The 17,161-nt window shown below is 64.1% G+C and carries 15 protein-coding genes; 9 read left to right on the top strand and 6 right to left on the bottom strand.

Annotation, left to right across the window (positions count from 1 at the left end; translation table 11 throughout):
- Positions 1–4: 4 nt before the first annotated feature.
- From rimP to F2P45_RS16400, 6 genes are all read left to right on the top strand, one after another.
- A complete protein-coding gene (rimP, locus tag F2P45_RS16375; RefSeq protein WP_166877117.1) occupies positions 5–493 on the top strand; it encodes a ribosome maturation factor RimP in 489 nt (162 codons plus the stop codon).
- Positions 490–2,055, top strand: a complete 1,566-nt coding sequence (gene nusA / locus F2P45_RS16380) for a transcription termination factor NusA (protein WP_099874597.1) — start codon at positions 490–492, stop codon at positions 2,053–2,055. The genes rimP and nusA overlap by 4 nt, the downstream gene beginning before the upstream one ends.
- A 47-nt stretch (positions 2,056–2,102) precedes the next feature.
- Complete coding sequence (gene infB / locus F2P45_RS16385) at positions 2,103–4,940, top strand: translation initiation factor IF-2 (RefSeq protein WP_166877120.1); 2,838 nt, start codon at positions 2,103–2,105, stop codon at positions 4,938–4,940.
- Positions 4,941–5,245: 305 nt separating this feature from the next.
- The gene (gene rbfA / locus F2P45_RS16390) at positions 5,246–5,683 is read left to right on the top strand and encodes a 30S ribosome-binding factor RbfA (protein ID WP_166877122.1); all 438 of its coding nucleotides are present in this window, start codon (positions 5,246–5,248) and stop codon (positions 5,681–5,683) included.
- A 6-nt stretch (positions 5,684–5,689) separates the two neighbouring features.
- The gene (truB, locus tag F2P45_RS16395) at positions 5,690–6,613 is read left to right on the top strand and encodes a tRNA pseudouridine(55) synthase TruB (RefSeq protein ID WP_166877126.1); all 924 of its coding nucleotides are present in this window, start codon (positions 5,690–5,692) and stop codon (positions 6,611–6,613) included.
- Between the two features lie 39 nt (positions 6,614–6,652).
- Entirely contained in the window at positions 6,653–7,120 is a 468-nt protein-coding gene (locus F2P45_RS16400) for a metal-dependent hydrolase (protein ID WP_166877129.1), read from the top strand.
- On the opposite strand, the gene F2P45_RS16405 is transcribed toward F2P45_RS16400, so the two are convergent.
- The 3 genes from F2P45_RS16405 to F2P45_RS16415 are packed head-to-tail and all read right to left on the bottom strand — an operon-like array spanning position 7,111 to position 9,816.
- Complete coding sequence (locus F2P45_RS16405) at positions 7,111–7,896, bottom strand: MipA/OmpV family protein (RefSeq protein WP_166877132.1); 786 nt, start codon at positions 7,894–7,896, stop codon at positions 7,111–7,113. The two genes, F2P45_RS16400 and F2P45_RS16405, sit on opposite strands and share 10 nt — an antisense overlap.
- A 22-nt stretch (positions 7,897–7,918) precedes the next feature.
- Positions 7,919–8,560 (bottom strand): response regulator, encoded by a 642-nt coding sequence (locus F2P45_RS16410; RefSeq protein WP_166877134.1) that lies wholly within the window; start codon positions 8,558–8,560, stop codon positions 7,919–7,921.
- A complete protein-coding gene (locus F2P45_RS16415; RefSeq protein WP_223164765.1) occupies positions 8,557–9,816 on the bottom strand; it encodes a sensor histidine kinase in 1,260 nt (419 codons plus the stop codon). Before F2P45_RS16415 ends, F2P45_RS16410 begins: the two co-directional genes overlap by 4 nt.
- 165 nt (positions 9,817–9,981) lie before the next feature.
- On the opposite strand from F2P45_RS16415, the gene F2P45_RS16420 reads away from it, so the two are divergent.
- Positions 9,982–10,728, top strand: coding sequence for a hypothetical protein (locus F2P45_RS16420; RefSeq protein ID WP_166877140.1), 747 nt, complete (start codon positions 9,982–9,984; stop codon positions 10,726–10,728).
- Between the two features lie 41 nt (positions 10,729–10,769).
- On the opposite strand, the gene F2P45_RS16425 is transcribed toward F2P45_RS16420, so the two are convergent.
- Entirely contained in the window at positions 10,770–11,840 is a 1,071-nt protein-coding gene (locus tag F2P45_RS16425; RefSeq protein WP_166877142.1) for a suppressor of fused domain protein, read from the bottom strand.
- 273 nt (positions 11,841–12,113) lie between these two features.
- Here F2P45_RS16425 and typA point away from each other — a divergent pair, with 273 nt between their 5' ends.
- The gene (gene typA / locus F2P45_RS16430; RefSeq protein WP_166877145.1) at positions 12,114–13,949 is read left to right on the top strand and encodes a translational GTPase TypA; all 1,836 of its coding nucleotides are present in this window, start codon (positions 12,114–12,116) and stop codon (positions 13,947–13,949) included.
- 183 nt (positions 13,950–14,132) lie between these two features.
- Complete coding sequence (locus F2P45_RS16435; RefSeq protein WP_166877147.1) at positions 14,133–15,062, top strand: prolipoprotein diacylglyceryl transferase; 930 nt, start codon at positions 14,133–14,135, stop codon at positions 15,060–15,062.
- Between the two features lie 165 nt (positions 15,063–15,227).
- Here F2P45_RS16435 and F2P45_RS16440 read toward each other — a convergent pair whose 3' ends face one another.
- On the bottom strand, positions 15,228–15,542 hold the full coding sequence (locus F2P45_RS16440) for a hypothetical protein (RefSeq protein ID WP_166877150.1): 315 nt from the start codon (positions 15,540–15,542) through the stop codon (positions 15,228–15,230).
- Positions 15,543–16,130: 588 nt separating this feature from the next.
- Positions 16,131–17,159 (bottom strand): hypothetical protein, encoded by a 1,029-nt coding sequence (locus F2P45_RS16445; RefSeq protein ID WP_166877153.1) that lies wholly within the window; start codon positions 17,157–17,159, stop codon positions 16,131–16,133.
- Positions 17,160–17,161: the final 2 nt, after the last annotated feature.

Raw genomic sequence — 17,161 nt, forward strand, 5'->3', positions numbered from 1 at the left:
TTGTTTGCAGCAGTTTGAATTAATCGCCAAGACAGTCGGTGGCCTGGGCTACGAACTCGTTGAAGTCGAACGGGGCGAGCGCGGCATCCTGCGCGTGTATATCGATTTCACTGCAGCCGACGCGGCCGAAAAAGGCCCGATTACGGTCGAGGACTGCGCCACCGTGAGTCACCAGCTGTCGCACGTACTGACTGTGGAAAACGTCAATTACGAGCGCCTGGAAATCTCGTCGCCGGGGCTCGACCGCCCGGTGCGCACCCTGGCCGACTTCGCGCGTTTCGCCGGTTGCGAATGCACCGTGAAGCTGCGCGTGGCCCTGCCCGGCACGGCCGACCGCAAGACCTACACCGGTATCTTGCAGGCCCCGGAAGGCGAGAATATCGCATTGGAATTTGAAAGCAAGGATGGTCCGGCGCTGTTGGAGTTTACGCTCGCCGACTTGGATAAGGCCCGTTTGGTGCCGCAAGTGGATTTTAAGGGACGCAAAGCATGAGCCGCGAAGTTTTGTTATTGGTTGACGCGCTGGCGCGCGAAAAAAATGTCGATAAAGATGTGGTCTTCGGGGCGCTCGAATTCGCATTGGCGCAAGCCACGAAGAAGCGTTACGAGGGCGAAGTCGACATTCGCGTGTCCATCGACCGTGATTCGGGCGAGTTCGAGTCCTTCCGCCGCTGGCACGTGGTGCCCGACGAGGCCGGCCTGCAACTGCCCGACCAGGAAATCCTGCACTTCGAAGCCAAGGAAAACATCCCCGACATCGAAGTCGACGAATACATTGAAGAGCCGATCGAGTCGGTCGAATTCGGCCGCCGCTTCGCGCAAGACACCAAACAGGTGGTCCTGCAGCGCGTACGCGACGCCGAGCGCGAACAGATCCTGGTCGACTTTTTGGAGCGCGGCGACTCGCTCGTGACCGGCACCATCAAGCGCATGGAACGCGGCGACGCGATCGTCGAATCGGGCAAGATCGAAGCACGCCTGCCACGCGACCAGATGATCCCCAAGGAAAATCTGCGCATCGGCGACCGCGTCCGCGCTTACATCCTGCGCATCGACCGCAATATGCGCGGCCCGCAGGTGATCCTGTCGCGCACCGCGCCGGAATTCATCATGAAGCTGTTCGAACTGGAAGTGCCGGAAATCGAACAAGGCTTGCTCGAAATTAAATCGGCAGCGCGCGACGCCGGCGTCCGCGCCAAGATCGCTGTGTATACAGCCGACAAGCGCATCGACCCGATCGGTACCTGCGTCGGCATGCGCGGTTCGCGCGTGCAGGCCGTGACCGGTGAACTGGGCGGCGAGCGCGTCGACATCGTGCTGTGGTCGGAAGATCCGGCCCAATTCGTCATCGGCGCGCTGGCGCCGGCGAATGTCTCGTCGATCATGGTCGACGAAGAAAAGCATGCGATGGACGTCGTGGTCGACGAGGAAAACCTGGCCATCGCGATCGGCCGCTCCGGCCAGAACGTGCGCCTGGCTGCCGAGCTGACCGGCTGGAAGATCAATATCATGACAGCGGAAGAGTCCGAGAACAAATCGGCTCAGGAAACCGCGGCAGTGCGCGCACTGTTCATGGAAAAACTCGACGTCGACCAGGAAGTGGCCGACATCCTGGTGGAAGAAGGCTTCGCTAGCCTCGAAGAAATCGCGTATGTGCCGATTTCCGAGATGCTCGATATCGAATCCTTCGACGAAGATACCGTCAACGAACTGCGGACCCGTGCCCGTGATGCGCTGGTGACTGAAGCAATCGCTTCGGAAGAAGGCCTGGAAGGGATGGACGAGCAGCTGGTTAACCTGGAAGGCATGGACCGCAACACTGCGGGCAAGCTGGGCCTGGCCGGTATCAAGAACGTTGAGGCGTTCGCGGCGCTCGCGTACGACGAATTCGGTGCCATTCTGGCGCTGGCGTCGGACCGTGCACGTGATCTGATCAAGAATGAATTTAATGATGTGACCGACGACGAGATGAAGCTGGTCGACTCAAAGTATGACGACCGCGCCAAGGCGCTGCAGGCGAAAGCCTGGAGCCTGGCAGAAGTGGCCAAGGCTTAATTTGAGTAACCTTATCATCTGTCTCGACACAAAGAAAAGAGGACTGAATGGCGAGTAACAACGTAGCCCAATTTGCCACCGAACTGAAGATGCCTGCAGATTTGCTGCTGACGCAGCTGCGTTCTGCCGGCGTCGATAAAAGTTCGACGTCAGATCCATTGTCGAAAGATGATAAGGATAAGTTGTTGGATCACCTGCGCCGTACCCACGGCACAGCGACCGACACCGAGAAGAAGAAAATCACGCTGACGCGCAAAGAAACAACCGAGATCAAGCAGGCTGACGCCACTGGCAAGTCGCGCACGATCCAGGTGGAAGTGCGCAAGAAGCGCACCTTCGTCCAGCGCGACGATCCGGCACCGGCGCCCGCGCCGGTTGTCGCAGCCCCTGTCGCACCAGTGATCGACGCGGCCGAAGTGGCCCGTCGCGAGGAAGAAGCACGCCGTCAGCAAGAGCTGATTGCGCGCCAGGAAGCCGACCTGCGTGAAAAGCAGGAGCGCCTCGCCAAGCTCGACGCTGAAAAAGAAGCCCAGGCCAAGCAGGCCGAGACCGACGCCAAGAAAGAAGCCGATGCCGAAGCGAAGCGCGTAGCCGCTGCCGCCGCGGCCGCCGCTGCCGGCGCCGACCAGGCTGCCGCCGACGAAGCCAAGAAGGCTGCCGCCGACGAAGCCAAGAAAAAGGCTGCTGTCGCTGCGCAAGAAGCTGCGGCCCGCGCCGAAGCGAACGACCGCGCCCGCAAGGCCGTGGCCGACGAAGTCGCGCAGATCAAGGCCATGATGAATGCGCCGCGCCGCGCGATCAAGGCGCCGGAACCTGTTGCGCCGCCGGTCGCCGCGATCAAGCCGAAGCCGCCGGAAGGCACGCTGCACAAGCCAGCCGACAAGAAGCCGGGCGACAAGCCGGGCGACAAGAAGCCGGTGACGGCGGACAAGAAGTCGATCAAGTCGGCCAATGTCTCGTCGACCTGGTCGGACGACGCGAAAAAACGCGGTGCGTCGGGCTCGATCAAGCCACGTGGCAACACCGGTTCGCCGGGTGGCCGCGACAGCTGGCGCGGTGGCGCCAAGGGCCGTCGTCCATCGCACAGCGATGACCGCGAAACCAATTTCCAGGCGCCGACCGAAGCGGTCATCAAGGACGTTCACGTTCCTGAGACCATCACGGTCGCCGAACTGGCGCACAAGATGTCCGTCAAGGCATCCGAAGTGATCAAGCAGCTGATGAAGCTGGGCCAGATGTGCACCATTAACCAGGTGCTGGACCAGGAAACGGCGATGATTCTGGTCGAAGAGATGGGCCACAAGGCATTTGCGGCTGAACTCGACGATCCGGAAGCACTGCTGGCCGACCAGGGCGAACACGCCCACTTCGAGTCCGTCTCGCGCGCACCGGTGGTCACCGTCATGGGTCACGTCGACCATGGTAAGACCTCGCTGCTCGATTACATCCGCCGCGCCAAAGTGGCGTCGGGCGAAGCGGGCGGGATCACGCAGCACATCGGCGCTTACCACGTCGAAACGCCGCGCGGCATCATCACCTTCCTCGACACCCCGGGTCACGAAGCGTTTACGGCGATGCGTGCAAGGGGAGCGAAAGCGACTGACATCGTCATTCTGGTGGTTGCCGCCGACGATGGCGTGATGCCGCAGACGAAGGAAGCGATTGCTCACGCAAAAGCTGCCGGCGTACCGCTGGTGGTGGCGATCAACAAGATCGACAAGCCGGGTGCGAATCTGGACCGGGTCAAGCAGGAACTGGTTGCTGAACAAGTGGTGCCGGAAGAATACGGTGGCGAATCGCCATTCGTGCCGGTGTCGGCCAAGACCGGCGAAGGCATTGATGCCTTGCTGGAACAGGTTCTGCTGCAAGCCGAAGTACTGGAACTCAAAGCCCCGATCGACGCGCCAGCGCGTGGTCTGGTGGTCGAGGGACGTCTGGACAAGGGCCGTGGCCCGGTCGCGACGATCCTGGTGCAGTCCGGTACCCTGCGCCGCGGCGACGTGATCCTGGCTGGCTCCTCGTATGGCCGCGTGCGCGCCATGCTCGACGAGAACGGCAAGGCGATCAGCGAAGCTGGTCCGTCGATCCCGGTCGAAATCCAGGGCTTGACCGAAGTGCCGGTTGCCGGTGAAGAAGTCATGGTCATGGCCGACGAGCGTAAAGCGCGTGAAATCGGTCTGTTCCGTCAAGGTAAGTTCCGCGACGTCAAACTGGCCAAGCAGCAAGCTGCCAAGCTCGAGAACATGTTCGACAACATGGGCGAAGGCGAAGTCAAGAATCTGCCGGTCATCGTCAAGACCGACGTGCAGGGTTCGCAGGAAGCGCTGGTTGGCTCGCTGCAAAAACTGTCGACTTCCGAAGTGCGGGTACAGGTTGTGCACGCAGCGGTGGGTGGTATCACGGAGTCCGATGTCAATCTGGCAGTCGCATCGAAAGCGGTCATCATCGGGTTCAACACCCGTGCCGACGCCCAGGCGCGCAAGCTGGCCGAGTCGAACGGCGTGGACATTCGCTACTACAACATCATTTACGATGCGATCGACGAGATCAAAGCGGCCTTGTCGGGCATGCTGGCACCGGAGAAGCGCGAGCACATCACCGGCCAGGTCGAGATCCGCCAGGTTATCCTGGTCTCGAAAGTCGGCGCGATTGCCGGTTGCCTGGTCACCGATGGCGTGGTCAAGCGTTCGTCCTCGGTCCGCCTGCTGCGCAACAATATTGTTGTGTGGACTGGCGAGATCGACTCGCTCAAGCGCTTCAAGGACGACGCGAAAGAAGTCCGCGCCGGTCTGGAGTGCGGCCTGTCGCTCAAGAACTACAACGATATCGAAGTCGGCGACGTCCTCGAAGTGTTCGAAGTTCAAGAGATCGCCCGTACCCTGTAATCGTTGGATGTGGCACGGCGAGGCGTCCCGGAAGCGGGACGCGGCGCTGGCCACGGCATATTGAAGTCATTCTGGCCTCAAACGTAAAAACCGTCATTCCCGCGCAGGCGGAGTGACGGTTTTGATGTTTTTAGGCCGTATTTTTACAGGCGGCATGCGGACTGGTGTCCGACACCGCAAACCGAAAAGCCGTCGTCCCCGCCTGCGCGGGAACGACGGTTTTGCGGGGCAGGTACTAAAGCGTGTTTCAAACTTGCCACGCCACCTTTTGCCCCCTACAAAATCATAAAGAGTAGTATACGACCATGGCTAAACACAGCAAAACCATTCCCGCCCGCGGCTTGCGCGTGGCCGACCAGATCCAGCGCGACCTGGCCGACATCGTCGCGTACGGTCTGAAAGACCCGCGCATCGGCATGATCACCATCACCGAAGTCCAGATCACCCCCGACTACGCCCACGCCAAGGTGTTCTTCACCATGTTCAAGGACGACAAGGAATCGATCAAGAATACGGTCGACGGCCTCGGCGCCGCGGCCGGCTTCATCCGCAACCAGCTGGGCAAGCGCCTGCACATCCACACCTTGCCGATGCTGCACTTCGTGCACGACACCTCGACCTCGCGCGGCATGGAAATGTCGCTCCTGATCGACCAGGCCAACGCCACCCGCGCGGCCGATGCCGAGCCGGACCCGTTGCCGGAAGATCCGTCGTCCGCCGCAGCCAAGCCCGACGCCGAATAACGCGGCATGAAACAAGCTCACATCAAACGCGTCCGCGACCTGGTCGACGGCGTGCTGCTGCTCGACAAACCGGTCGGCCTGTCGTCCAACGACGCGCTGATCAAGGCCAAGCGCGTGCTCAACGCCAAGAAAGCCGGCCACACCGGCACGCTCGACCCGTTCGCCACCGGCTTGTTGCCGCTGTGCTTCGGTGAAGCCACCAAATTCTCGCAAGACTTGCTCGAAGCCGACAAGAGCTACGAGACCACGGTTCACCTTGGCATCACCACCACCACCGGCGACACCGAAGGCGAAGCGATCGACATGCGCGATGTCGACGTGACCCTGGCCCAGATCGAAGCCGTGCTGCCGCGCTTCCGCGGCCCGATCATGCAGGTGCCGCCCATGTATTCGGCGCTCAAGCGCGACGGCAAGGCTTACTACGAGTACGCGCGCGAAGGCATCACCCTGGAGCGCGAAGCGCGCCCGGTCACCATCCTCAAGCTGGAACTGATTTCCTTCGAGACGCCGCTGCTGAAGCTGGCGGTTACTTGCAGCAAGGGGACGTATATCCGCGTGCTGGGCGAAGACATCGGCCACGCGCTCGGTTGCGGCGCGCACCTGATTGAGCTGCGCCGCACCCAGGTCGGCGCCCTGACCGTCGACGGCATGGTCACGCTGGAGGCATTGCAGGCGCATGAGGCACCGCTGACCTTGCTGGCCCCGGTCGACGCCTTGCTGTCGAGTTTTCCGGCGGTGCAATTGACCGGGGAACTGGCAAAACGCTTCCTGCAGGGCCAGCGCCTGGCGCTCGGTAAGGAAGGACTGACTTTGCCGGAAACGCTTGGCAGGGTACGGGTGTATCACGAGACCCGCCTGCTGGGCACGGCGAATTTGCAGGAATACGCGATCCTGGCGCCCGAGCGCCTGATCGCCGCCGCGCACGCCTGAATGCCGTTCACGCCTTTTCATTTGGGACCCGGTGCGGCCATGAAGGCCATCGGCGGTCGTCATTTCAGCTTCATGGTGTTCGGCGGCGCGCAAGTGCTGATGGACCTGGAACCGCTGGTGCGCATTTATGCGGGCACGGCGATCCTGCACGGCCCGACCCACAGCGTGCCCGGCGCGCTGCTGGTCGGGGCCGTGGCCGCGCTCACCGGCAAACCGGTCAGCGAATTCGTGCTGCGGCGGTCAGGCATCCGCCATCAACCGATCAGCTGGCTCGCCTCGTGCATGGGCGCCTTCCTCGGCACCTTTTCCCACGTTGTGCTGGACGCCATCATGCACGACGACACGCAGCCATGGTGGCCCTTGTCGAGCGCCAATCCATTCCTGGGCCTGGTGTCGCTGCGTACGCTGCACCTGGCTTGCCTGGCGGGCGTGGCGTTCTGGCTGGTGGTCGACACCTGGCGCGGGTTCCGGAAGCGCCGCAACGGCACTGCCGACGATCACCAGTGATAGGTCAGCGCCGTGAACACGGCGGCGTTGTGCGGGCTGTCGGTGAGCGGGCTGTCGGCCGCGCTGCCCATCAGGCGCGAGACCGTCACGCCGCTGCCCAGCGAGTATTTTGTGCTCAGTTCCACATTCCAGCGCAGCGACAGATAGATATCCTTGATCCCGGCCCTGGCCTGGTACGCCTGCCTGCGGCCGCGCGCAGCCTGCTTCGGCGAAATCCCGAAAATCGATTGCATGTAAGCGTGGTTGACCACGTCCATGCCGACACCGGCGTTAAGCGACTGGTGGGTGCCCAGGCGCAAGCCGTAGTTGCCGCCCAGGTTCAGGCGCACGCCCTTGCGGTCGTCGCCGCCCCCGTACAGCAGGCTGGAGCGAAAGCCGATGTTGTGCGCCAGCTGGTAACCGGCGAACGCCCCCGCCTCGATGCCGAAGCGCAGCTTGTCGTTGCGGTCGTCGGCGCGGCGCGAGCGCGTGCCGTAGGTCAGCAGAGGGCCGAACTTGAGCATCGGGTCTTCCGACAGTTGCATGCCGAGTTCGCCCGGTGCGGCAAAGACGCCGTTGCTCCACTGCGCCGATATGCTCGGCAGCACGATGGCCTTCATCCCGCTGCGGCCCTCGCTGACCGGCACCAGCGCCGCAATCAGGCTCAAGTCGATATCGGTGGTGCCTTCCGGCATCTGGGTGGTGGGCGACTGCGCCGCCGCGGGCACGCTGATGGCGGCCAGCAGGGTAATGGCGGCGGCACTGGCGCGGTAGCGCGCCGGGCTTGGGATGGTCATGGTTTCCTGTCGGAGTGGGTGGTTAAATGTAGCCAAGTTCGAGTCCGCGCAGCACCGCCCGTACGCGGTCGCGCACCACCAGCTTGGCGAGGATGTTCGAGACGTGATTCTTGATGGTGCCTTCGCTCGGCCCGAGCGCGGTGCCGATTTCGGCGTTGTTCAAACCGGCCGCCATCAGCGCCAGGATTTCGGTTTCGCGCGCGGTCAGGCGCGCACCGCCTTCGGCTGGCGTGGCCACGCCGCCGGCCTGTTCGTAGGCGGCGCGGGTGCGCTCGGTCAGACCCGGGCGGAACAGGGTGGCGCCGGCGGCGACCTTGCGGATGCCCTCGGCCAGGCGTTCCAGCGAAATATCCTTGAGCAGAAAGCCGCGCGCGCCGGCGCGCATGCCGTCGAACAGCGCCTCGTCATCGTCGAAGGTGGTCAGGAGGATGGTCGGCGGCAGTAAACCCTGCTGGCGGCGCAGCAGCTCGATGCCCGAACACAGCGGCATGCGCACGTCCAGCAGCAGCACATGCGCGTGCGCCTGCGCGATCACGCCCGTGGCTTCCTCGCCATTGGCCGCTTCGGCCACGACCCGGATGTCGTCGGTCAGGTCGAGCAAGCCGCGAATCCCGCTGCGCACCAGCATCTGGTCGTCCACCAGCACTACCCGGATCGGACTCATGGCGCCGCTCCCGCTGCGGGCAGGCGGATGGCGAGCGCGAAGCCGTGCCGGGAACCGTTGGCGGCGTGCAGGCTGCCGCCCAGCTGGGCCAGCCGTTCGCGCATGCCGCGCAAGCCATTGCCTTCGGCCGCGCCGCCGCTGCCGCGGCCGTCGTCGGCAATGTCGAGCAGCAGGTCGCCCTTGGCGTCGCGCCGCAAGGCGACCGTCATGCCGGCCGCGTGCGCGTGGCGAATGGCGTTGCTGATCGCTTCCCGCACCGCGCAGAACAGCGCATGGGCGAGCGCCGCCGAATCGATGCCGAGCCGCTCGCCGATGCAGAGCGCGATGTGCGGCGCCGGAATGCCGGCGCACAGGGTTTCCAGCGCCAGGCGCATGTCGATATCGCATCCGCCGCGTTCGCTGCTGACCAGCAAGCGCACGTCGGCCAGCAGGGTGGCGGCGAGGCTGCTGGCCGTGGCCAGCGAGGGCGGGGCGGCCGCGCCCGCCTGGCGCTTGGCCAGGTCCAGGTGCAGCTTGAGCGCGGTCAGGTGGTGGCCGGCCATGTCGTGCAGGTCGCGCGCCAGGCGCAGGCGCTCGCTGGCGCGCACCGCTTCGCCCAGCAGCGCCTGGGTCGCCTGCAGTTCGGCATGCGCCGCGGCCAGCGCCACGCGCGCGCGCCGTTCGCGCAGGGCCACCAGCACCAGCGCCGTGACGATGCACATGATCACCGCTTCGGCGGCCGCGAGCGTGCAGGCCATGACAACACGTGCATCGGGCATGCGCTGCGCCACAATCGTCAGCAAGGCCACGGCCGATGCCAGGAAGATCGCGGCCGCCAGCGACCGCATGGCCTCGCGTAGCGGGAGTGTGCCGAGCTGGGCGGTGAAGACATAAATCAGCCCCATGTCGCCGATCACGGCCAGGCACAATTGCAGCGCCAGCGCCGCCGGCGCCGCCGGCGAGCGCAGTACGGCGGGCCAGGCCGGTCCGCTGGCGCGCAGCCAGGCCAGCGCGGCAAAGCCGATGGCGCAGCCGGTCTGCAGAAGGCGCAGCAGCAGGGCGCTCAGTTCGATGCGGTCGGTGCCGGCCACGAGGGCCGATGGCGCGCTGGTGAAGCGGGCCGCCACGCTGCGGGCCAGGTAGCCGCCCACGCTACGGAAGTTGTCGGCATCGGGCGTGTAGATCCATAGCAGCGCGCAACCCGGTCCCGCCACCAGCAGGCAGGCCAGCGGCCATACGGCACGCGGGAAAAGTCGATCGAATCGGTATGTCATCATGGCGCCTGTATGCGCCGGAAGCGCTTGCTGTCAATCCTGCAATTTTACGTGACGGCAGGTGGCGCCGGTCAGTGCCGGAAGTCATGCGCGGTCTCTACCTTCCGGCACATGGCGCGAGCGCGGCCCTGCACTAGAATGACGCTCCCACTCTCTGTATTGCCGCCGATGAAAACGCTGACGAAATTGCTCTTGCTTGCCGCCTGCCTGCCTGGCGCCGTGCCGCGCCTTGCGCGCGCCGCCGATACCGACCCCGTTGCCACGGTGGAGATCAACGCGCAGCGCGATCCGGAATGGATCGGCTACCGGCGCGCCTACAAGGCCGCTGCCTTCTTCGCCCCCTTCGTGCGCACCCGGCCCTTGATCCAAGCGCATCTGCAAGTGCGTCCGCTGCGCCCCGATTTGCCGCTCGACGGCCTGCGCCTGTCGGTGGCCGGCGCGCGCACCCGCTTCGAGGTGGCGGTCGACGCCATGGGGCGGGCTGTGCTGCCGATGGAAAAACAGGCCTACGAAGATGACGCGGTGATCACCCTGAACCGGCAAAAGGGGAGCTACTACTTTAGCGGGCGCTACAGCATCCGCGAGCGCGATGACGGCCTCGACGACGCCAGCCTGCTGCGTGAGGCTTGCGAGCAATTGCTGGCGGCGCAGCGCGCCTCCGGTTACCGCATGCGCTTGCTGGGCAAGCAGTGCGCCGGGGTGACGATCGTGTATCCGGCAGGGTCAACGCCCGAGGTCGCGCTGGAAGCCGGCGCGGATGCGCCGCGCGCGCTCGCGGCGCAGGCCGCGCACCCGTTCGAGGATGGCTCGATGGGCATGTACCAGGTGGTCACGGTGCGCTTTGCCGACCTGCCGGCCGGCGCCAGGGTGAACGCCGTCACGCGGCCGCTGGCGATTGGCACGGTGTACGAGTGATGGCCGACCGGTGCGCTGCTGCCGTGCCGGCCAGCAGGGCATCAGCCGATGGTCTGCACCACGGCCCCGCTGGCATCCCTGATCAGGGTCTTCCGGACCGACCAGGCGAGCTGCGCCAGGCCCGCCACCTGGTAACTGCCTTCGCGCGGCGCCAGGGTCGAGGTGAAGGCGGCCAGCGTGACGGGGCGCATGAACACGGTCAGCGTCTGGTCTTCCAGCAGCGCGTCGTCGATGTCGGCAGGCTCGAACACCAGTTGCCAGTCGCTGCCGGCCAGTGCCAGCGAGCCCCCGAACGGCAGCCGCAGGGGGAGCAGGGTCAGCAGATCGGCAACCTGGCGCGCACCCAGCGTGACCTGGAGCGATGCGCCGCCGCCGCCGCGTGCCAGCTCGGCCACCTGGAGCACATCGGTGAAGATGTGGCCGGTCGATGAACCGTCGCGCGCCATGCCGGCCGCCACTGCCGCGCCGACATCGGGCAGATCAAGAAGGCTGGCGCGCTCGAGGTCGGTGATCCACAGCGGCATGTGCGGCAGCAATGCGTCGAGCAATTTCCTCGGCGCCCAGCGGGTGGCCGCGCGCTCTTCCTCGAGCGTCAGGCCGACCACCTGCACGAATGCGACGCGGCCGTTGACGGTTTCGATGGCCGGCAGTTGCGGGTCGCCGGCAAACGCCATCGAGCAGATGCTGGTGGGCGTATCGAGCGCGATCGGACCGTTGGCGGTCATCCAGTGACCGTCCTCGAATACATTGCCAGTGCGGAAAATGTAGCGTGCCAGGTTTTGCAGGAAATCGAAAGCCCATGACGGCGCTTCGGTCTCGCCCGGCAGCGCGCGCAGGCGGAACGTCAGTTCCAGGCCATAGCCGCTGTGGTCCGGGTCCTCGGACTGTTTGCCGTACAGTTCGGACAGGCCGTAGGTGACGTAATGCCAGTGCGGCCATCCCTGCGTGCTGTGGTAGACGCTGATGCCGTCGAGCGGATCGCCGCCGCCCAGGAACGCCGGCCGCACCGGCGCCGCGTGGCGCGGCTGCTGGCCGGGATACAGCTGCGCCAGGCTGGTGCTGATGGCATCCCAGCCGCCGGTGTCGCTATCGCTGTCCGCTTGATCGCTCATCATGATTCCATTTTGTAAAGGTAGGCGATTATGCTGCGCCGGGGCGGGTGTGGCAATCGCGGCGCTTGTCATGCCGCGGACACGCAAAGACGTCACAATTGCAACGGGCCGGTGCATGTCTGTGGTGAAAAAAGCAGCAAGCCATTGAAATTGCAGGGCTTTTCAAATTGGTGGTGCGCAATACGCCACTTTAGCGTGCTATACTAGTCGGTTCCTGATTTAAGCAGCACCGTACACCTTCGTACACCACGTACATTTCCGTTCCTTACGACCATGTCAAATTCAAAACGCGCAATTCGTAACATCGCTATCATCGCCCACGTTGACCACGGCAAAACCACGCTCGTGGACAAGCTGCTGCGCCAATCCGGTACCTTCCGTGAAAACCAGGCAGTCGAAACCCGCGTAATGGATTCGAACGACCTCGAAAAAGAACGTGGCATTACGATTCTGTCGAAGAACTGCGCGGTTGAGTACAACGGCACCCACATCAACATCGTCGACACCCCGGGCCACGCCGACTTCGGCGGCGAAGTCGAGCGCGTGCTGTCGATGGTCGACTCGGTCCTGCTGCTGGTCGATGCGCAAGAAGGCCCGATGCCGCAGACCCGCTTCGTGACGCGTAAAGCGCTGGCGCTGGGCCTCAAGCCTATCGTCGTCGTCAACAAGATCGACCGTCCGGGCGCACGCGCCGAATGGGCGATCAACCAGACCTTCGAACTGTTCGACAAACTGGGCGCCACCGACGAACAACTCGACTTCCCGGTCGTGTTCGCATCGGCCCTGAACGGCTACGCCAGCCTCGACTCGGAAGTGCGCGAAGGCGACATGACCCCGCTGTTCGAAGCCATCCTCAAGCACGTTCCTGTGCGTGACGACAATCCGGACGGCCCGCTGCAGATGCAAGTGACCTCGCTCGATTACTCGTCGTACGTCGGCAAGATCGGCATTGGCCGCATCTCGCGCGGCCGCATCAAGTCGGGCCAGGACGTCATCGTCCTGAACGGTCCTGATTCGACCCCGATCAAGGGCCGCATCAACCAGGTCCTGAACTTCAAGGGCCTCGAGCGCGTGCTGGTCGACGAAGCGGTTGCAGGCGACATCGTCCTGATCAACGGTATCGACGAAATCGGCATCGGTTCGACCATCTGCCAGCCGGACACCCCTGACGCGCTGGAAATGCTGACCGTCGACGAGCCGACCCTGACCATGAACTTCATGGTCAACAACTCGCCACTGGCCGGCCGCGAAGGCAAGTTCGTCACCAGCCGCCAGCTGCGCGACCGTCTCGACCGCGAACTGAAAGCCAACGTGGCACTGCGCGTTGCGCCAACCGACGACGACACGATTTTCGAAGTCTCGGGCCGTGGCGAATTGCACCTGACGATTCTGATCGAAAACATGCGCCGCGAAGGCTTCGAGCTGGCCGTATCGCGTCCGCGCGTGGTGTTCAAAATGGTTGACGGCGTACGCCACGAGCCGTTCGAGCAACTGTCGGTCGACGTTGAAGAAGTCAACCAGGGCGGCGTCATGGAAGAACTGGGCCGTCGTCGTGGCGACCTGCAGAACATGGAATCGGATGGCAAGGGCCGTGTTCGTCTGGAGTACAAGATTCCTGCGCGTGGCCTGATCGGCTTCCAGGGCGAATTCATGACCCTGACCCGCGGCACCGGCTTGATGAGCCACGTGTTCGACGAGTACGCACCGGTCGACAACTCGAAAGGCGAAATGGCCGGCCGCCGCAACGGCGTGCTGATCTCGCAAGACGACGGCGCCGCTGTTGCCTACGCAATCTGGAAACTGCAGGACCGCGGCCGCATGTTCGTGGTGCACAACGATCCAGTGTACGAAGGCATGATCATCGGTATTCACTCGCGTGACAACGACCTGGTCGTCAACCCGATCAAAGGCAAGCAGCTGACCAACGTGCGTTCGTCGGGTACCGACGAAGCGGTGCGCCTGGTACCGCCGATCCAGATGTCGCTCGAATACGCGGTCGAATTCATCGCCGACGACGAACTGGTCGAAATCACGCCAAAATCGATCCGCCTGCGCAAGCGCTACCTGAAAGAGCACGAGCGTAAAAAAGCTGGCCGCGATTCCGCGTAATTGACTGACGCCAACGGAGTGCCTCGCATTCCGTAGCGACGACGCCTTCCCCTGGACTTGTCCGGCGGAAGGCGTTTTGTATTCCACGAAATGTTTCTTGATTGGGGTCAGCGCTCTGATTCGACACTTTCTAATCGGGGTCAGAGCTCTGACTCGCAACTTTCTGCTGACGAAGGAAAATTCATGTCGTACCCGTATCTCAGCGATGTCATCAAGGACCTGACCGGCATCGACCTGCCGCTGCCGATCGCCACTTTCGGTTTGCTGGTCGCGTTCGCCATCCTGGCTGGCGCCGCCTGTCTCAAGCGCGAGCTGGCGCGCCTGCATGCGCAAGGGCGCGTCGGGCCGGCGTACAAGCGCGTCAAGGGTGACGATGGCAGCGTGGCCGAGGTGGCCGTGCCGCCGCAGGAGATCGTCAGCGACCTGGCGTTCATCGTGGTGCTGGTCGGGATTGTCGGCGCGCGCCTGTTCCATATCCTGGAGCATACCGACCAGTTTCTGCTTGACCCGTGGAGCATGATTTTCAGCCGCTCGGGCTTGAGCGTGTTCGGCGGGCTGATCCTCGGGACGGTGGCCGGGGTGGTGTGTCTGCGGCGCTGGAGGCTGCCGATCCGCCCGCTGCTCGACGCGGTCGCGCCAGCCATGATGCTCGGCTACGCGCTCGGCCGCGTCGGCTGCCAGGTGTCGGGCGACGGCGACTGGGGCACGGTCGCCAACATGGCCTTGAAACCCGCGTGGCTGCCGACCTGGTTCTGGGCGCAAACCTACGACAACAATATCTTCGGCGAAGTGATCGCGGCGCCGGGCGTGTATCCGACCTCGGTGTACGAGACGGTGATGGCGCTGGCCTGCTTCGCGCTGCTGTGGGCGCTGCGCAAGCATCACTTCCGGACTGGCTGGCTGTTCTCAGTGTACCTGGTGCTGGCCGGTATCGAGCGTTTTGCAATCGAACAAATCCGGGTCAACCCCGTGATGAATATTGGCGGCGTGCATGCCAGCCAGGCGGAGATCATTGCCGTGGCGCTTGCCCTGGCCGGACTGATCGGCATGGCCGTGCTGAGCCGTCGCGCGGTATCGGCGCCAGGCGCGACGCAGGCGCTACCGATACCATAGCCGACTCCGGCCTTGCCGGCCTCGTCCCGCAAAAACCACACCGGGCTCTGGCCTCTGATTCGACACGTTTCGAATCAGAGGTCGGAGCCCGATGTGATGCCGGCAACATAGACAACGCCACCGGGGCCTGGGCTGCGGTGGCGTTGTGGCATACGATCCGGGATTCTATTCGACTTTCACATCGCCCCGGTACCAATCGTTTCCTACCTGCCTCAAATCCGGTGCCTGCACCGAGCCGAGGGCGCCCGAGCCGCTGCGGCTGTCGTCGATATAGCTCACTTTGCTGATATCGACCGTATGGTCGCGATCATAGGTGGTGCTGTGAAGCACCATGGTGCCGTTCGCCCAATCGATGCTTTTGAGCGTACCCTGCTCGATCGTTGCATTGATGGATCCGCCAAAGTGGCCGTGGGCCATGAGGTAAGTGCCGATCGCGGTGTTTTGCAGTTGCTGCTTAATGCTGTCCGTGCTCATGTTCATGCTCTCCAGTTGGTTAACGTACCGGGCATATTCCTGCGCAGCGAAGCGCAGACGCTTTCCTTACACGGGTTTCTTCTCGTCGATATAGCGCCCGTCCGTTTCGGGATGCGCGCGTAGCTACGCGGCCAGCCTCATTGGACATGGGCGGCTCTGCGAATCTGGTCGACACTTTGATTTGCATTACGGGCAAGATTACTCGGAGGCTAACAGTCGAATCACTATCTTTTCTGATAGTTATCTTTTGTTGATTCGATGCTCAACAAACGAAGGGAAGTGGCAAGTGCGGCGGCAGGCCGCCAGGGCGTAAAACCGGGGTCAGAGCTCTAATCAGAAATGTTTCGAGTCAGAGCTCTGGCCCCGGTTGTAGGTGCAATCGGGGCTGGCTCGGACAAATCAAGCCTGTTGCGAGGCAGAACCGAGCCACCGGTGCAGGGTTCTACGGCCACATCGCGTCTGAAAGCACCGGGGTCAGAGCTCTGATTCGAAATGTTTCGAATCAGAGCTCTGACCCCGGTGGTAGGGAGAATCGCGCCGCGGTCGGAGTAATCAGCGTTGTTGCTAATTAGAGCTCTGACCCCGGTGTCGGGCTTAGTGCAGGCCGAGCAGGGCGAGGACGCGCTCGCGGCTGATGCCGACCAGCGCCGAGGTGATCGCCAGCAGCGATTCGTAGTTCGGGGTGCTGGCGGTGTCGGCGAAATCCTGCGCCATCACTTCGATATCGGCCGCCGGCGGCTGGTTGGCCGAGGCCCGGCTGGCCGCCGCACTGAGCGCCTGGCTGGCCGCATCCTGCGAGCGCTGCACTTGCGAGAGCGCCTGTACCACTTCATGCAAACTCTGGCGCAAGGCGTCGCTGTCGTCGGCGCGCCATTGCTGCGGGACGACAACGTCGGTGTCGGCTTCCACCGCGACCCGTCCCACACCCTGGATCGAGAGCGAGTCGCGTACCATCGGCCAGGCGTTTTCGGGCGTGCTGAACACCAGCGCGCCGCTGCCGTCGGCACTGACGCGCATGTTGGCCGGCGCCAGCGCGCGGTCGAAGCGCACCACGATTTCGTCGCGCGTGAGGGTCGGGTCGACCGCCACGGTCAGCGGCTGGGTGTTGCCGCCCACCGAGAACGAGAGGGTCTGGCCAGCCCCGGCGGTGAGCATGTCGAGCGTCAGCCCCTTGATGCGGAAGCGCTGGCTGGCCGGGGCCGGGCTGGAAAAGTTCAGGCGCGCGTCGACGCTGCCGCCGCTGGCCTGGCGCCGCTTGTCCATGGTGGCGCCGAGCTGGCGCAGATGGGCTTCGATGGCGCCGCTGTCGCCGCGCCGCGAACTGAGCTTGGCGCTGATTTCGCCCTTGAGCGCTTGCAGCTGGCCGGCCACCTGTTCGAGGAAGTCGAGCGCTTGCTGGGCGCTGGCGACATCGCCCTGCAATTGATGGTCGACCCGCGCCAGCCCGCGCCGCAAGGGCGGGGCCGCAACCGGCACCGGCTGGGCCGGGGCGAGCTGGGGAGGACGCGCCTGGGCGGCGCCCGGAGCGGGCTCGCTGCGCACGCCGGCGCCGTTGGTGGCGTTGGCGCCGGCCGGGCCGCTGGTGGCGCTGCTGGCGCCGTTGGTGGGGCGGATGGCTTCCATGG

The organism is Massilia mucilaginosa, from assembly GCF_011682145.1.
Lineage (GTDB): Bacteria > Pseudomonadota > Gammaproteobacteria > Burkholderiales > Burkholderiaceae_D > Telluria_A > Telluria_A mucilaginosa.

Excerpts from the sequence above, each read along its gene's own strand:
- F2P45_RS16415 (WP_223164765.1), bottom strand. The coding sequence starts at position 9,816 with ATGATGACATACCGATTCGATCGACTTTTCCCGCGTGCCGTATGGCCG.
- nusA (WP_099874597.1), top strand. The coding sequence starts at position 490 with ATGAGCCGCGAAGTTTTGTTATTGGTTGACGCGCTGGCGCGCGAAAAA.
- F2P45_RS16435 (WP_166877147.1), top strand. The coding sequence starts at position 14,133 with ATGTCGTACCCGTATCTCAGCGATGTCATCAAGGACCTGACCGGCATC.
- truB (WP_166877126.1), top strand. The coding sequence starts at position 5,690 with ATGAAACAAGCTCACATCAAACGCGTCCGCGACCTGGTCGACGGCGTG.
- F2P45_RS16440 (WP_166877150.1), bottom strand. The coding sequence starts at position 15,542 with ATGAACATGAGCACGGACAGCATTAAGCAGCAACTGCAAAACACCGCG.
- F2P45_RS16410 (WP_166877134.1), bottom strand. The coding sequence starts at position 8,560 with ATGAGTCCGATCCGGGTAGTGCTGGTGGACGACCAGATGCTGGTGCGC.
- infB (WP_166877120.1), top strand. The coding sequence starts at position 2,103 with ATGGCGAGTAACAACGTAGCCCAATTTGCCACCGAACTGAAGATGCCT.
- F2P45_RS16445 (WP_166877153.1), bottom strand. The coding sequence starts at position 17,159 with ATGGAAGCCATCCGCCCCACCAACGGCGCCAGCAGCGCCACCAGCGGC.
- F2P45_RS16420 (WP_166877140.1), top strand. The coding sequence starts at position 9,982 with ATGAAAACGCTGACGAAATTGCTCTTGCTTGCCGCCTGCCTGCCTGGC.
- F2P45_RS16425 (WP_166877142.1), bottom strand. The coding sequence starts at position 11,840 with ATGAGCGATCAAGCGGACAGCGATAGCGACACCGGCGGCTGGGATGCC.
- rbfA (WP_166877122.1), top strand. The coding sequence starts at position 5,246 with ATGGCTAAACACAGCAAAACCATTCCCGCCCGCGGCTTGCGCGTGGCC.
- F2P45_RS16400 (WP_166877129.1), top strand. The coding sequence starts at position 6,653 with ATGAAGGCCATCGGCGGTCGTCATTTCAGCTTCATGGTGTTCGGCGGC.
- F2P45_RS16405 (WP_166877132.1), bottom strand. The coding sequence starts at position 7,896 with ATGACCATCCCAAGCCCGGCGCGCTACCGCGCCAGTGCCGCCGCCATT.
- typA (WP_166877145.1), top strand. The coding sequence starts at position 12,114 with ATGTCAAATTCAAAACGCGCAATTCGTAACATCGCTATCATCGCCCAC.